Origin of the sequence: Streptomyces sp. NPDC032161, assembly GCF_040636995.1 — a bacterium.
GTDB lineage: Bacteria > Actinomycetota > Actinomycetes > Streptomycetales > Streptomycetaceae > Streptomyces.
Window position 1 is genome coordinate 159,438 of the sequence record NZ_JBEZVN010000007.1, and the last position, 14,851, is coordinate 174,288.

General features: G+C 70.0%; 14 protein-coding genes and 1 tRNA gene. 6 read left to right on the top strand and 9 right to left on the bottom strand.

The features are described 5' to 3' along the window. Positions 1 to 24: 24 nt before the first annotated feature. Both AB0E67_RS17935 and nth read right to left on the bottom strand, forming a co-directional pair. Entirely contained in the window at positions 25 to 681 is a 657-nt protein-coding gene (locus tag AB0E67_RS17935; protein WP_362027575.1) for a CoA pyrophosphatase, read from the bottom strand. A gap of 339 nt (positions 682 to 1,020) precedes the next feature. Continuing rightward, the gene (nth, locus tag AB0E67_RS17940; RefSeq protein ID WP_362027397.1) at positions 1,021 to 2,019 is read right to left on the bottom strand and encodes an endonuclease III; all 999 of its coding nucleotides are present in this window, start codon (positions 2,017 to 2,019) and stop codon (positions 1,021 to 1,023) included. 253 nt (positions 2,020 to 2,272) lie between these two features. Between nth and AB0E67_RS17945 the strand changes: the two genes are divergently transcribed. Continuing rightward, on the top strand, positions 2,273 to 2,947 hold the full coding sequence (locus AB0E67_RS17945) for a Crp/Fnr family transcriptional regulator (protein ID WP_010473292.1): 675 nt from the start codon (positions 2,273 to 2,275) through the stop codon (positions 2,945 to 2,947). A 232-nt stretch (positions 2,948 to 3,179) separates the two neighbouring features. Here AB0E67_RS17945 and AB0E67_RS17950 read toward each other — a convergent pair whose 3' ends face one another. The 4 genes from AB0E67_RS17950 to AB0E67_RS17965 form a co-directional block, all read right to left on the bottom strand. Continuing rightward, positions 3,180 to 4,010, bottom strand: coding sequence for an MBL fold metallo-hydrolase (locus AB0E67_RS17950; protein ID WP_362027400.1), 831 nt, complete (start codon positions 4,008 to 4,010; stop codon positions 3,180 to 3,182). Then, entirely contained in the window at positions 4,007 to 5,005 is a 999-nt protein-coding gene (locus AB0E67_RS17955; RefSeq protein WP_362027403.1) for an NUDIX hydrolase, read from the bottom strand. Before AB0E67_RS17955 ends, AB0E67_RS17950 begins: the two co-directional genes overlap by 4 nt. A 320-nt stretch (positions 5,006 to 5,325) precedes the next feature. Continuing rightward, positions 5,326 to 5,796 (bottom strand): RidA family protein, encoded by a 471-nt coding sequence (locus AB0E67_RS17960; protein WP_362027406.1) that lies wholly within the window; start codon positions 5,794 to 5,796, stop codon positions 5,326 to 5,328. Then, positions 5,796 to 5,954, bottom strand: a complete 159-nt coding sequence (locus tag AB0E67_RS17965; RefSeq protein ID WP_003967454.1) for a DUF4177 domain-containing protein — start codon at positions 5,952 to 5,954, stop codon at positions 5,796 to 5,798. The genes AB0E67_RS17960 and AB0E67_RS17965 overlap by 1 nt, the downstream gene beginning before the upstream one ends. 82 nt (positions 5,955 to 6,036) lie before the next feature. Here AB0E67_RS17965 and AB0E67_RS17970 point away from each other — a divergent pair, with 82 nt between their 5' ends. Beyond that, positions 6,037 to 7,089 carry an ArsA-related P-loop ATPase gene (locus AB0E67_RS17970; RefSeq protein ID WP_362027409.1) on the top strand — a complete coding sequence of 351 codons (1,053 nt, stop codon included), beginning with the start codon at positions 6,037 to 6,039 and terminating at the stop codon, positions 7,087 to 7,089. Next, positions 7,086 to 8,765 (top strand): ArsA-related P-loop ATPase, encoded by a 1,680-nt coding sequence (locus AB0E67_RS17975; RefSeq protein ID WP_362027412.1) that lies wholly within the window; start codon positions 7,086 to 7,088, stop codon positions 8,763 to 8,765. The genes AB0E67_RS17970 and AB0E67_RS17975 overlap by 4 nt, the downstream gene beginning before the upstream one ends. 119 nt (positions 8,766 to 8,884) lie before the next feature. Here the strand turns inward: AB0E67_RS17975 and AB0E67_RS17980 are convergent, their stop codons facing one another. Then, complete coding sequence (locus AB0E67_RS17980) at positions 8,885 to 9,238, bottom strand: WhiB family transcriptional regulator (RefSeq protein WP_199883305.1); 354 nt, start codon at positions 9,236 to 9,238, stop codon at positions 8,885 to 8,887. A gap of 386 nt (positions 9,239 to 9,624) precedes the next feature. On the opposite strand from AB0E67_RS17980, the gene AB0E67_RS17985 reads away from it, so the two are divergent. Beyond that, complete coding sequence (locus AB0E67_RS17985) at positions 9,625 to 11,898, top strand: transglycosylase domain-containing protein (protein ID WP_362027415.1); 2,274 nt, start codon at positions 9,625 to 9,627, stop codon at positions 11,896 to 11,898. Between the two features lie 298 nt (positions 11,899 to 12,196). On the opposite strand, the gene AB0E67_RS17990 is transcribed toward AB0E67_RS17985, so the two are convergent. Continuing rightward, complete coding sequence (locus AB0E67_RS17990) at positions 12,197 to 12,661, bottom strand: GatB/YqeY domain-containing protein (protein WP_362027418.1); 465 nt, start codon at positions 12,659 to 12,661, stop codon at positions 12,197 to 12,199. A 227-nt stretch (positions 12,662 to 12,888) separates the two neighbouring features. On the opposite strand from AB0E67_RS17990, the gene AB0E67_RS17995 reads away from it, so the two are divergent. Beyond that, positions 12,889 to 13,827 (top strand): metallophosphoesterase, encoded by a 939-nt coding sequence (locus tag AB0E67_RS17995; protein ID WP_362027421.1) that lies wholly within the window; start codon positions 12,889 to 12,891, stop codon positions 13,825 to 13,827. 129 nt (positions 13,828 to 13,956) lie between these two features. After that, positions 13,957 to 14,030, top strand: a tRNA-Pro gene (locus AB0E67_RS18000). A gap of 218 nt (positions 14,031 to 14,248) precedes the next feature. On the opposite strand, the gene AB0E67_RS18005 is transcribed toward AB0E67_RS18000, so the two are convergent. Further along, on the bottom strand, positions 14,249 to 14,788 hold the full coding sequence (locus AB0E67_RS18005; protein ID WP_362027424.1) for a Pycsar system effector family protein: 540 nt from the start codon (positions 14,786 to 14,788) through the stop codon (positions 14,249 to 14,251). Positions 14,789 to 14,851 lie beyond the last annotated feature (63 nt).

Below are 14,851 nucleotides of genomic sequence, written 5' to 3' on the forward strand. Positions count from 1 at the left end.
ACAGCGCAGCACGGAGCCAGCCTGTCATGCGTGCCAGTCGAGCGGCACCTGCTTGCCGGTGTCCCACGGGCGCTCCCAGCCCGCGAAGTGCAGGATCCGGTCGATCACGCCTGCGGTGAAACCCCAGACAAGAGCGGATTCGACCAGGAATGCCGGGCCCCGATGACCCCTGGGATGTACCGCGGTCGCCCGATTGGCCGGATCAGTGAGATCCGCCACGGGAACGGTGAAGACTCGGGCGGTCTCACCCGGATCGACGACTCCGACCGGGCTCGGCGACCGCCACCAGCCGAGGACCGGCGTCACGACGAAGCCGCTCACGGGGATGTAGAGCCGGGGCAGCACACCGAACAGCTGCACCCCGCGCGGGTCGAGACCGGTCTCCTCCTGCGCCTCCCTCAGCGCGGCCCGCAGCGGCCCCGTCGTTCCCTGGTCTCCGTCCTCCGGGTCCAGGGCCCCACCGGGGAAGGAGGGCTGCCCGGCATGGGAGCGCAGGCTTCCGGCTCTCTCCATGAGGAGCAGTTCGGGACCGCGCTCGCCCTCGCCGAACAGGACGAGGACGGCGGACTGCCGTCCGGCACCGTTCTCGGGCGGCAGGAAGCGGCTGAGCTGACCCGGCTCGACGGTCCGCACGGCCGCGGCCACCGGGACGAGCCACTCGGGCAGGCCCTCCGTCGTCACGGTGAGGCCGGAGTCCTGTCCCGTGCCCGCCGTGGCCCCGTCCGCTCCCGGCTTTGTCCCGCCCGCTCCCGCCGTGGCGACGGCGGGAGCGGGCGCTGAGGCCACCGCCGCGCGGTTCACCGCGCCGTCCCGGCCGTCCTTGCTCCGCCCGTCCGCACTCGGCCGACCCGCACCCTGTCGGTCACTGCTCTGCCGGTGGTCGACACTCTGCCGTTGACCAGTGCTCTGTCGGCGATCAGCGTTCTGCCGGCCCGTGCTCTGTTCTCGCGTCTCCATGGGCACCCCTCGTCTCACAACGCCTGGCGTCATGCATTTCGTTCCGGGGCGGACGCCGGTATGTCAGCTGCCCCCGGGCCCGGGCGCGGGCTTCCCCGGGTAGTCCGCCGGCGGGTACAGCCGCTGACCGGGCTGACCGCCCATCTCGTACTTCAGCAGCTTCCTGGCCTTCTCCGGGTCCGTCTCGCCCTCCCCGTACGCGGGACAGAGCGGCGCGATCGGACAGGCGCCGCAGGCGGGCTTGCGGGCGTGGCAGATGCGCCGGCCGTGGAAGATGACGCGGTGCGAGAGCATGGTCCACTCGCGCTTCGGGAAGATCGCACCGATCTCGGCCTCCACCTTCTCCGGGTCCTCCTGCTCCGTCCACTTCCAGCGACGGACGAGGCGGCCGAAGTGCGTGTCGACGGTGATGCCCGGTACGCCGAAGGCATTACCGAGGACGACATTGGCGGTCTTGCGGCCGACCCCCGGCAGCGTGACCAGGTCGGACAGGCGGCCCGGCACCTCGCCGCCGAAGTTGTCCCTGATCGCCGCGGAAAGCCCTATGAGCGACTTGGCCTTGGCCCGGAAGAAGCCGGTCGGCCGGACGATCTCCTCCAGCTCCTCCGGAACGGCCGCGGCCATGTCCTCGGGCGTGGGGTAGGCGGCGAAGACCGCGGGGGTGGTCTGGTTGACCCTCAGGTCGGTGGTCTGTGCGGAGAGGACCGTGGCGACGAGAAGCTCGAACGGGTTCCTGAAGTCCAGCTCGGGGTGGGCGTACGGGTAGAGCTCGGCGAGTTCGCGGTTGATCCTTCGGGCACGACGGACCATCGCCAGATGTGATTCCGGCTTCACGGCCCTCGCCACTCTGTTCGCCTTGGCCCCGCTGGTCCCCTTGGGCGCCTCTGCTCCTTTGGGCACCTCTGCCGCCCTGGTCGCCTTGCCAGCCCTCTTGGCCTGCACGGTCTTCGCGGCTTTCGCAGCCTTCCCGGCCTTCCCTGCCTTCGTTCCAGCGCTTCCGGACTGTGCGACCACAGGGCGATTTGTCGCCTTTTTCGGACGACTCGCAGCCTGTTCGCCCATAGCGGAATCACGGCCCTCCGACACCCCACCAGCTCCCTTGGCCTGCGCTCTCACCGGCGATTTGGACACCCGGCCAGCCTAGAGCCACACGTCGCCATCCGCCCCGGTCACCGCGTACACACCCTCGATCGGCCCCCTGACGCACGGTTCGGCACGTCCGTGCGTCAAACTGGTTTGTGATTGATCGCACTGTTTTACCGTCCGGCATGATGGGGACCACGGTTTCCTGAACAGGCCGACAAGGAGAGATCTCGTGGACGACGTTCTGCGGCGCGCCCCGCTTTTCGCGGCGCTCGATGACGAGCAGGCCGCGGAGCTCCGCGCCTCGATGAGTGAGGTGACCCTCGCACGCGGCGACGCTCTTTTCCACGAGGGCGACCCGGGCGACCGCCTCTACGTGGTGACCGAGGGCAAGGTGAAGCTCCACCGCACCTCCCCCGACGGCCGCGAGAACATGCTGGCCGTCCTCGGTCCCGGAGAGCTCATCGGCGAGCTCTCGCTCTTCGACCCGGGCCCGCGCACCGCAACCGCGACCGCGCTGACCGAGGTCAAGCTCCTCGGCCTCGGACACGGCGACCTCCAGCCCTGGCTGAACGCCCGCCCCGAGGTGGCCTCGGCCCTGCTGCGCGCCGTCGCGCGCCGTCTCCGCAAGACCAACGACCAGATGTCCGACCTGGTCTTCTCGGACGTGCCCGGCCGGGTCGCCCGCGCCCTCCTGGACCTCTCGCGGCGCTTCGGCGTCCAGTCCGAGGAAGGCATCCACGTGGTCCACGACCTGACGCAGGAAGAGCTGGCCCAGCTGGTCGGCGCCTCCCGCGAGACGGTCAACAAGGCGCTCGCGGACTTCGCGGGACGTGGCTGGCTGCGCCTGGAGGCGCGCGCCGTGATCCTGCTCGACGTGGAACGTCTGGCGAAGCGCTCCCGCTAGCCGAAGCGCTCCCGCCGACCGCACGGGGAGGCCGAGCCCTCGCGCCGCTATCCGGTGCGACCGGGTTCGCCCCGGCGCGACCGGTCCCGATCCAGTGCGGCTGGTTCCGATCCGCTCCGACCAGGGCCGACCCGATCCGGTGCGCTCCTGATCGGGCTGATTCGGTCGGATTCGAGGCCCGGTCCGGTCAGGGCCCGGCCCCGGACCGGAGCACCGCACCAGGCCGTGCCCGCTACACCAGCCCGTGCTCGTTCAGGTATTCCAGCTGCGCCCGTACGGAGAGCTCCGCCGCGGGCCACAGCGACCGGTCCACGTCCGCGTACACGTGGGCCACCAACTCGGCCGGCGTCCGGTGCCCGGCCTCGATCGCCGTCTCCACCTGGGCCAGCCGGTGCGCACGGTGCGCGAGGTAGAAGTCGACCGCGCCCTGCGCGTCCTCCAGCACCGGGCCGTGCCCCGGCAGCACGGTGTGCACGCCGTCGTCGACGGTCAGCGAGCGCAGTCTGCGCAGTGAGTCGAGGTAGTCGCCCAGCCTTCCGTCCGGGTGCGCGACGACCGTGGTGCCACGCCCGAGGACCGTGTCCCCGGTCAGCACCGCCTGGTCGGCGGGCAGGTGGAAGGAGAGCGAGTCCGCCGTGTGGCCGGGGGTCGGCACGACGCGCAGTTCCAGTCCCCCGGTGGTGATCACGTCTCCGGCGGTCAGCCCCTCGTCGCCGAGGCGGAGCGCCGGATCCAGGGCCCGCACCTTGGTACGGGTCAGCTCGGCGAAGCGCGCCGCGCCCTCCGCGTGATCGGGGTGCCCGTGGGTGAGCAACGTGAGCGCGATGCGACGGCCGGCCCGTTCGGCGGTGTCGACGACCGCCCGCAGGTGCGCGTCGTCCTGCGGCCCCGGGTCGATGACGACCGCGATATCGGAGTCGGGCTCCGCGACGATCCAGGTGTTGGTGCCGTCCAGCGTCATGGGCGAGGCGTTGGGGGCGAGGACGTTGACGGTGCGGGGGGTCGCGGGCCCGGAGACGACTCCGCCGCGTGGCTGTCCGGGCAGCGCTGCCGCGGCGCTCATACCGGCTCACCTCCCGTGCCACCCTCTTTTCCACCCTGCGCACCGCTCGCCGCGCCACCCTGCGGACCGCTCACCACGCCGCCTTCGCCCCGCGTGCCGCCTTCCGTGCCGTGCGCGGCGGCCGTCGCGTTCGGGATGTGCTTCGTGAACTCGTCGTGCCCCGGCCAGCTCAGCACCAGCTCGTCGCCCTCCAGCCTCGCCCGCGCGAGGACGGGCGCGAGGTTCTGGGAATCCGCGGCCTTCAGCGCCTCGGCCGCCGTGCCGTACGGCCTGAGCGCCCGCAGCGTGGACACGGTCGGGGGCATCATCAGCAGTTCCCCCTTGTCGTACCCGTCGGCCGCCTCGCCGGGGCGGATCCACACCGCGCGGTCGGCCTCCGTGGAGACGTTGCGGGTGCGCTGCCCCTCGGGGAGCGCGGCGACGAAGAACCAGGTGTCGTAACGGCGCGGCTCGAACTCGGGTGTGATCCAGCGCGCCCAGGCACCCAGCAGATCGGAGCGCAGCACCAGTCCGCGCCGGTCCAGGAACTCCGCGAAGGACAGTTCGCGGGCGACCAGCGCCGCGCGGTCGGCCTCCCAGTCGACGCCGGTGGTGTCACTGACGACGCTGTCGGCGGTCGGGCCGGCGAGAAGGACGCCCGCCTCCTCGTACGTCTCACGGACCGCCGCGCACACGACGGCCTGGGCCTCGACCGGGGTCCCGACGCCGAGCCGCCCGGCCCAGCTCTCCAGCGGCGGCCCTGCCCAGCCCACGAGCCGGTCGTCGTCGCGCGGGTCGACGCCGCCGCCCGGGTAGGCGTACGCACCGCCGGCGAAGGCCATGGAGGCCCGGCGGCGCAGCATGTGGACGGCGATCCCGTCCCGGGTGCCGACGGCGGGGTCCCGGAGCAGCATCACGGTGGCGGCTCGCCGCGGCGTCGCGGGCGTCAGCTCACCTGCGGCGAGTGCCCGGATCCGGTCGGGCCATTCCGGTGGGTACCACTGACCATTCGACATGGCCGGAGGCTATCCGGAACCGCGCCGATGTTCGAGAGGTGAGCTGATCCGTACATGCCCCCGTACATACACGCCTGCATACCTGCGTGCACGCCCGCATCCCTGCCGCCGTTCACGCGCCCGTGCATGCCGGCACGCGCTCGCTGCACATGCCACCGCGCGCGTGCCGCACCAACCACGCACGTGCGCACGTACGCCCCTCTGCACACGATCCCGCCCGGTCGTGCCGACCGGGCGGGATCAGGGGTTCCGGCGGTGTGGAAAGGGCGGGAACGGCGGCGACGGGACTTCCGTACACCGCACGCTCACGGGCCCGCGCCTCAGTCCTCGGCCAGCTCGACCTGGACCTCGACCTCCACAGGAGCGTCCAGCGGCAGCACCGCGACGCCCACCGCGCTGCGCGCGTGCACGCCCTTGTCGCCGAGGACCGCGCCCAGCAGTTCGCTGGCCCCGTTGATCACGGCGGGCTGCCCGGTGAAGTCGGACGCCGAGGCGACGAAGCCCACGACCTTCACGACCCGGACGATCCGGTCCAGATCACCGGCGACGGACTTCACGGCGGCCAGTGCGTTGAGCGCGCAGGTCTTCGCCAGCTCCTTGGCCTCGTCGGGCGTGACCTCGGCACCGACCTTGCCGGTGACCGCGAGCTTGCCGTCCACCATCGGCAGCTGGCCGGACGTGTACACGTACACCCCCGACCGCACGGCCGGCTGGTACGAGGCCAGCGGCGGCACGACGTCCGGGAGGGTCAGCCCGAGCTCGGCGAGCTTCGACTCGACGACGCCCGCCACTATGCCTTCTCCCGCTTCAGGTAGGCCACGAGCTGCTCGGGGTTGTTCGGGCCGGGAACGACCTGGACCAGCTCCCAGCCGTCCTCGCCCCAGGTGTCCAGAATCTGCTTGGTCGCGTGCACGAGCAGAGGCACGGTCGCGTATTCCCACTTGGTCATGGCCCGACTGTAATGCCTGTGTAATCCCGGGCACGCGCAGCCTCGTGCGTAGCCTGCGGCCCGACTGGTTAGGCTCGAATACGTGAGCAGGTTCCAGGTCGTCAGCGGCAAGGGTGGTACCGGTAAGACCACGGTCGCCGCCGCCCTCGCGCTCGCCCTCGCGACCGAGGGAAGGCGCACCCTCCTCGTGGAGGTCGAGGGCAGGCAGGGCATCGCCCAGCTCTTCGAGACGGAGTCGCTTCCGTACGAGGAGCGCAAGATCGCCGTCGCCCCGGGCGGCGGCGAGGTCCATGCGCTGGCGATCGACGCGGAGCGCGCCCTGCTCGACTACCTCCAGATGTTCTACAAGCTCGGCAGCGCCGGCCGCGCGCTCAAGAAGCTCGGCGCGATCGACTTCGCCACCACGATCGCGCCGGGCGTGCGCGACGTGCTGCTGACCGGCAAGGCGTGCGAGGCCGTGCGCCGCAAGGACAAGCAGAACCGGTACGTCTACGACTACGTGATCATGGACGCCCCGCCCACGGGGCGCGTCACCCGCTTCCTCAACGTGAACGACGAGGTGGCCGGGCTTGCCCGGATCGGCCCGATACACAACCAGGCACAGGCCGTCATGCGGGTGCTGAAGTCCCCCGAGACCGCGGTCCATCTGGTGACGCTGCTGGAGGAGATGCCGGTCCAGGAGACCGCGGACGGCATCGCCGAGCTCCGGGCCGCCGAGCTTCCGGTCGGCCGGGTCATCGTGAACATGGTGCGACCGCATCTGCTGGACGAGGACGCGTTGCGCACGGCCGCGGGCGGGCGCCGCAAGGAGATCGCCAAGGCGCTGACCCGCGCGGGCGTCACGGGTTCCGCCGCGCTCGTACGCCCCCTGGTCGAGCAGGCCGCCGAGCACGCCCAGCGGGTCGAGCTGGAACGCGAACAGCGTGCGGTGCTCGCGGGGCTCGGGCTCCCGGGTTACGAACTCCCACTGCTCGGCGAGGGAATGGACCCGGCGGGGCTCTACGACCTGGCGACCGAGCTGCGCAAGCAGGGCGTGGGGGACGAGGCGGCCGAAGGACCGGGGGGCGACGCACCTGGCGCCGAAGGGCTGGGACGCGGAACCGGACGCAGGGCCGGGCAAGGGGCGGGCGCATGAGACAGGGCACGGGCGCGGGTGCGGACACGGCCCCCGCGCTGGACACCGACGCGCTGCTCGACGACCCCGGCATCCGGATCATCGTGTGCTGCGGTTCGGGCGGGGTCGGCAAGACGACCACCGCCGCCGCCCTGGGCGTACGCGCGGCCGAACACGGCCGCAAGGTCGTCGTCCTCACCATCGATCCGGCTCGCAGGCTCGCCCAGTCCATGGGCATCGACTCGCTGGACAACGTCCCGCGCCGGGTCCCCGGCATCGACGGCGAGGGCGCCGGCGAACTGCACGCCATGATGCTCGACATGAAGCGGACCTTCGACGAGATCGTGGAAGCCCACGCCGACGCCGAACGGGCCCGCGCGATTCTGGAGAACCCCTTCTACCAGTCCCTGTCGGCCGGATTCGCGGGCACGCAGGAGTACATGGCCATGGAGAAGCTCGGCCAGCTGCGCGCACGCGACGAGTGGGACCTGATCATCGTCGACACCCCGCCGTCCCGTTCCGCGCTGGACTTCCTGGACGCGCCGAAGCGGCTCGGCTCGTTCCTGGACGGAAAGTTCATCAAGCTGCTGATGGCCCCGGCGAAGGTGGGCGGCCGGGCGGGAATGAAGTTCCTCAACGTCGGCATGTCGATGATGACCGGCACTCTCGGCAAACTGCTCGGCGGCCAGTTCCTGCGCGACGTACAGACCTTCGTCGCGGCGATGGACACCATGTTCGGCGGCTTCCGTACCCGGGCCGACGCCACGTACAAGCTGCTGCAGGCACCCGGTACGGCGTTTCTCGTCGTCGCGACGCCGGAGCGGGACGCGCTGCGCGAGGCGGCGTACTTCGTGGAACGGCTCGCCTCGGAGGACATGCCGCTGGCCGGTCTGGTGCTCAATCGCGTCCACGGCAGCGATGCCGCACGGCTTTCCGCCGAACACGCCCTGGCGGCCGCGGAAAACCTCGACGCGATCGGCATTGTGGATCAGGAGGAAGGGAAGGCTGCACTCTGTGACCCGGCCGACCGGCCGGTCGCCTCTCCCGATAACGCCCCCACGGCCGCCCCCGTCGAGCACGGGGAACACCAGGACCATCAGGAACGCCGGAAAGACCGGAAGCACGCGGAACACGAAGAGCACGGGGAGCACGAGGAAACAGAAGACCAGGATTCACAGCCATCACAGGGCTCACGGAACCCCCGGGACTCACGAGACCCCCAGAATTCGGACGAGGCCCGCGGACCGGAAACGTCCCCGAAAACCCTGATTTCGCCGAAAACCCCGGCCCTATCGACCGCAGATCCGGATGGCGCGGGTCCGGATGCCACGGATGCGGCTGACTTGGATCCGGATGGCACGAATCCGGAAGCTGCGGATGCGGACGGCTCGGATCCGGCACCGGATCCCGAACCCACGAACTCATCGGTCTCCGCAGCGCCGGGCATGCTCACGAACCAGAAGACGTACGCCTCCGCCTCCGTCGAGCAGTTGACGGCGGCCCTCCTGCGCCTGCACGCGGAGCGCATGCAGGTGGTCGCGCGCGAGCAGCGCACACGCGAAAGCTTCACCGCACTGCACCCCGAGGTGGCCGTGACCGAAGTGGCCGCACTGCCCGGTGACGTGCACGACCTCGCGGGCCTCAGGTCCATCGGCGACCGGCTCGCGGCCGGATCGATCGACGGCCGGGCCACGTGACCGTCCGGGCCCGACAGCGGGGCCGCATGACCGGCCCGGCACAGCCCGCTTGGTCAATCAGGGCGGGGCACGGCGGACATCAGCCCGAGGGCGCATCCGCGTAACCGCCCGCGCCCGCCTCATCCCACAGCGGCGTACCTCTCGTGCAGTTCGTCGTCGTCCAGTCCGATCGCCACGGGCAGGATGCCTCCCGTGGACTGCTCGTACTCACTGCGAGCGGTCTCCAGCAGCCGGCGCCAGGACGTGACGGTGGGCCGCCTGCGCAGCAACGCGCGGCGCTCCCGTTCCGTCATTCCGCCCCACACGCCGAATTCGACGCGGTTGTCCAGAGCGTCGGCCAGGCACTCGGTCCGCACCGGGCATCCGGTGCACACCGCCTTGGCCCTGTTCTGCGCTGCTCCCTGTACGAACAGTTCATCCGGATCGGTAGTGCGGCAGGCTGCCTGCGCACTCCAGTCGGTTACCCAGCCCATCACGGCGCCGTCCTCTCCCGAATCGAGGCTCCCCCACGGCGGTAGCGGCATATTCACCGCTGCCAGTTGAGGACGTTACGGAAGGTGGCGACAGCACAACACCCCCTTCGGGCCCAATCTTGAATGGCCCGAACGGACTATGCGTATGCGGCAGATCACCCAGGGGAGTGAGGTGAGGACATACGCCAATATCCCCTAAGAATCAGGACAGTTCCCCCAGATCGCAACGGACTTTCAATGACACACGCGGCGAATTCGGAAGCACCCTGACTCCTGGCCGGATCTCACACGGGGGTTGGTGTGGAACCGGACTGCTGTGACAGTTGAGTGCAGCTTAGGCCAAGGCATATACGTGTGTCCGGCGAATGAGAACGTAGGCTGCCCCCATGCCAAAGAAGCGCTCGGGCGGGGGTCTCTCGACGACCCAGCAGGCCGCCAAGTTCCTCGGTGTCGCCGCGCTCTCCGGAGTCGTGCTCGCGGGCATCGCGCTGCCGGCCGCCGGAGCCCTGGGGCTCGCCACCAAGGGAACGGTCGAGGGATTCGACGAGATCCCGGCCAACCTCCAGACCCCGCCGCTGAGTCAGCGCACCACGATCCTCGACAGCAAGGGCGGACTCATCGCCTCCGTGTATTCGCGTGACCGCACGGTGGTGAAACTGAAGGACATCTCGCCGTACATGCAGCAGGCGATCGTGGCGATCGAGGACGCCCGTTTCTACGAGCACGGTGCGATCGACCTCAAGGGCATCCTGCGCGCGCTGAACCGCAACGTGCAGGCCGGCGGAACCGCGCAGGGCGCCTCAACGCTCACCCAGCAGTACGTGAAGAACGTGTTCGTCGAGGAGGCCGGTGACGACCCGGACAAGGTCGCGCAGGCCACGCAGCAGACCATGGGCCGCAAGATCCAGGAGCTGAAGTACGCGATCCAGGTCGAGGAGAAGCTCGGCAAGAAGCGGATCCTGGCGAACTATCTCAACATCACCTTCTTCGGTCAGCAGGCGTACGGCGTCGAGGCCGCCTCCCAGCGTTACTTCTCCAAGTCGGCGAAGGACCTGACGCTGGAGGAGTCCGCGCTGCTGGCCGGGGTCGTGCAGTCGCCGAGCCGCTTCGACCCGGTCAACGACCCGAAGGAGGCGACCAAGCGCCGCAACATCGTGCTCCAGCGGATGGCCGACGTCGGCTCCATCACACAGGCCGAGGCCGACAAGGCGAAGGCGAACCCGATCAAGCTGAAGGTCAAGAAGCCGAAGAACGGCTGCATCACGGCCGTCAGCGGCGCCGGGTTCTTCTGCGACTACGTACGCAACGTCTTCCTCACCGACCCCGCCTTCGGCAAGACCAAGGAGGACCGGGCCAAGATCTGGAACCAGGGCGGCCTGACGATCCGCACGACGCTCGACCCGCAGTCCCAGCAGTCGACGCAGAACTCGATCAAGAGCCACGTCTACAAGACGGACAAGGTCGCGACGGCCGTGACGCTGGTCCAGCCCGGCACGGGCAAGATCATGGCGATGGGCCAGTCCAGGCCGTACGGCTTCGGGCCCAACGAGACCCAGTACAACTACTCGGTCGACAAGGACATGGGCGGCTCGAACTTCGGCTTCCCGACCGGTTCGACGTTCAAGCCGTTCCTCGCCGCGGCGGCCCTGGAGGGCGGCAAGCCGGCGACCCAGGTCTACTCGTCCCCGTACGAGATGGACTACCCGGACACGGTACGGACCTGTGGGAAGCCGTGGGTCAACGACCGCGTGCCGAAGTATCACCTGGAGAACGAGAACGAGTCCGAGCGGGGCCCGTACGCGCTGAAGGAGGCGATGGAGAAGTCCGTCAACACCTACTTCGTGCAGATGCTCGAGGACATCGGCATGTGCCCGGTCTCCCAGATGACCGACAAGCTGGGTGTGGTGCAGGGCGACGGCAGCAAGCTGCCGCAGAACCCGTCCACGCTGACCCTCGGCTCCGACGGCCTGTCCCCGCTGACGATGGCCAGCGCGTACGCCGCCTTCGCCAACCACGGCACGTACTGCACGCCGATCGCCATCGAGTCGGCCAGGACGGCGGACGGACGTTCACTCCCCGTGCCGAAGAGCAAGTGCTCGACGGCCATGTCCCAGACGACGGCCGACACCGTCAACTCCCTGCTGCGCGGAGTGGTCGACTCCGGTACGGGTCAACAGGCGGGGCTCGGCAGCCGCGACAACGCGGGCAAGACCGGTACGACCGACGCCCGGAAGAACGCCTGGTTCGTCGGTTACACGCCGAACATGTCCGGCGCTGTATGGGTCGGCAGCCCGTCCCAGGACGTCGAGATGGTGAACATCAACATCGGCGGCGTGTACCAGGCCAAGGTGTACGGCGGGCAGGTTCCCGGACCGATCTGGCGTGACGCGATGACGGGCGCCCTCAACGGACTGCCCGCCCCCTCCTTCAACACCATCAACATCCCGGACCCGGCGAGGAGCCAGGAGCCTGACCCCGGCACGGGCCGGCCCGGCGACAAAGACGACCGGCCGGGTCGCCCCGACCGCCCCGGTCAGGGGCCGGGCGGGCGGCCCGGAGGCGGGAACCCGTTCCCCGGCATCACCGTCTCGCCGGACCTGATCGGCGGGAACAACGGGAACCCCCGCGGCCAGGACAACGGCGGAACGCAGGGGCCCTGACCCGTATCCGTACAGGGCATACGACGAAGGTGGGGCTCCCGGACCGCGACCGGTCCGGGAGCCCCACCTTCGTCGTATGTGCCGCGCGGAGGGCGTACGTGCTGCGCGCCGGTCGTACGTGCTGCGCGTTCGTCTCACGTACCGAATGTTCATCGCCTCGTACCGGTCGTTCGTCGCGCCGTACCTGCCGCTCGCATCCGCCGTGCCGCGCGCATCCGCGTCCATCCGGACGCCCCGCGCATCCGCACCCACCCCGCATGCGCTCGGCATGCCATGTGCGCTCCGCGCGGCGGCGGTCTCAGCCCGCCAGGAGCTTCTTCACGGCGGCCGCCACACGGCCGCCGTCCGCCCGCCCCGCGACCTTGGGAGTCACGATCTTCATGACGGCACCCATGGCCCGCGGCCCCTCGGCCCCGGCGGCCTTCGCCTCCGCGACGCCGGATGCCACGATCGCGGCCAGCTCGTCGTCGCTCAGCTGCTTCGGCAGGTAGGCGTCGAGGATCTCGCCCTCCGCCTTCTCCCGCTCGGCCTGCTCGGTCCGGCCGCCCTGGGCGAACGCCTCGGCCGCCTCACGGCGCTTCTTCGCCTCCTTGGCGATCACCTTCTGCACCTCGTCGTCGGAGAGCTCGCGCGCCGACGTGCCGCTGACCTCCTCCTTCGCGATGGCGGTGAGGGTCAGCCGGAGCGTGGACGAGGTCAACTCGTCACGCGCCTTGATGGCCGTGGTGAGGTCTTCCTGCAGCTTGGACTTGAGCGTGGTCATGTGCTGATTGTGGCAGGTACACGGCCTCCACCGCCCGCAGGTTTCTCCCGGGTCCCCGCGGCTTCCCCCGGGCCGCCGCACTCCCGTTGCGCTCCGACCGCTCTCATCTCCCGGTCCCGCCGCTCTCATGCTCCGGTCCCTCCGCTCTCGTGCTCCGGTCCCGCCGCTCTCATGCTCCGGTCCCGCCGCCTTTTCGGGCACGGCACCTCGTCTGCGACGATGGACACATGCGCGCACGCTACGGACTCCCCCTGAAAATCACGGCAGTCGGCGCGGCGATCGGGGCGGCCGGCCTCGCCTACGCCGCCGGATTCGAGGCCCGCTCGTTCCGCCTCCGGCGGGTGGCCGTCCCCGTCCTTCCGCAGGGGGCGCGCCCGTTGCGCGTACTGCAGATCTCCGACATCCACATGGTGAGCGGCCAGCACAAGAAGCGCGCCTGGCTGCAGTCGCTGGCCGGTCTGCGCCCCGACTTCGTCGTGAACACCGGCGACAACCTCTCCGACCCCGAAGCCGTGCCCGAGCTGCTCGACGCGCTCGGCCCGCTGATGGGGTTCCCGGGCGTGTACGTCTTCGGCTCCAACGACTACTACGGCCCCAAGCTCCGCAATCCCGCCCGTTACCTCGTCGAGAAGATCCAGGGCAGGCACGGCCTCAACGGGAACGCCCCCGTGGTCGGCGCCGTCCACAACCCGTGGGAGCCCATGCGCGACGCCTTCGACGAGGCGGGGTGGCTCGGCCTGTCCAACACTCGCGGTCACCTCAAGGTCGACGGCCTGGACATCGCCTTCACCGGCCTCGACGACCCGCACATCAAGCGCGACCGCTACGCCGAGGTGTCGGGCGGCCCCGAAACGGGCGCCGACCTCTCCATCGGCGTCGTCCACGCCCCATATCTGCGCTCCCTGGACGCCTTCACCCGGGACGGTTACCCCCTGATCCTGGCCGGTCACACTCACGGTGGCCAGCTCTGCGTCCCCTTCTACGGGGCCCTGGTCACCAACTGCGACCTGGACACCGATCGGGTCAAGGGCCTCTCCTCCCATGCCGCCGGTGGCCACCGGTCCTACCTCCACGTCTCCGCGGGCTGCGGCACCAACCGCTACACCCCGGTCCGCTTCGCCTGCCCCCCGGAGGCGACCCTCCTGACCCTGACGCCCCGCGACTGATGCCGTGCCCCACGCCCGGCGCCGACGGCGGCCGCCGGGCCCGGCCTCGTGAGCAGGACATAAACCGGATTTCGCCTGCGGGCCTGGGTGGGCTAAAGTAATCGATGTCGCCGGGAGACCGGCGACGATCGGGGTGTAGCGCAGCTTGGCAGCGCGCTTCGTTCGGGACGAAGAGGTCGTGGGTTCAAATCCCGCCACCCCGACAGGTGAAATACCAGGTCAGGGGCCTGATCCGCGAGAGTGGGTCAGGCCCCTGAGTGGTTTTCCAGCCGAGCAGACATCGGTCGCACACCCTCCAACGCATGGCCTCACCAGTGCCAGCGTCAGAGAGAGTGCCATCGCCGACGTCGGTGACTCCCGGGCGGGACCAGCGCTTCGCGTTGCCATCGGATGGCCTGCCCTCCGTCCTGTCCGGGTTCCGCTAAGTCGACGCTCCTGTCACTATGCCCAGCAGCGTGAGGGCGAAGAAGACCGCGGCCCAGGCCAGTGCGTGCCGTATACAGCGGAATTTGATCCAGGCGATGTGGGACAGGGTCGCCAGTTGGCTCAGGTCCCGGTACACGGGGTCGGTACGGTGGACCGCCCGCTCCATGTGTGTGACCGACATCGCCAGCCTCACGTCACCGAAGTAGTGAGTACGCGAGTGGCGGGGGCTTCCAAGCCGTGGAGCCACGGCCAGACCCAGCAGGACGACTGCTGGTACGCAGGCGGCACATCCCACCCAGAGAAGGAGCTGCGGCACGACGGGATAGTTCCGCAGGGCGATGATGCCGCTGCCGATCGCGCCGAGCAGGGCGGTCAGGGCGGCGCCCAGGGACGCCAGCATGAGGCCGGCCTTGTTGTCGGCCCTTGCGAGTTCCTCACGAGCCTCGGACAGCAGGACTCTCGCGAGTCGCGCACCATGGCCAGCCGCCGCGTTGGTGCCCATATCCGTGTCGGCGTCGCCTCTGGGTGTGGTCATAGCTCGCACTCCTTCCGTCAGTGTCTGGCGGCCGCCCCGGCGCGCGGGGCGGCCGTGGTGTTG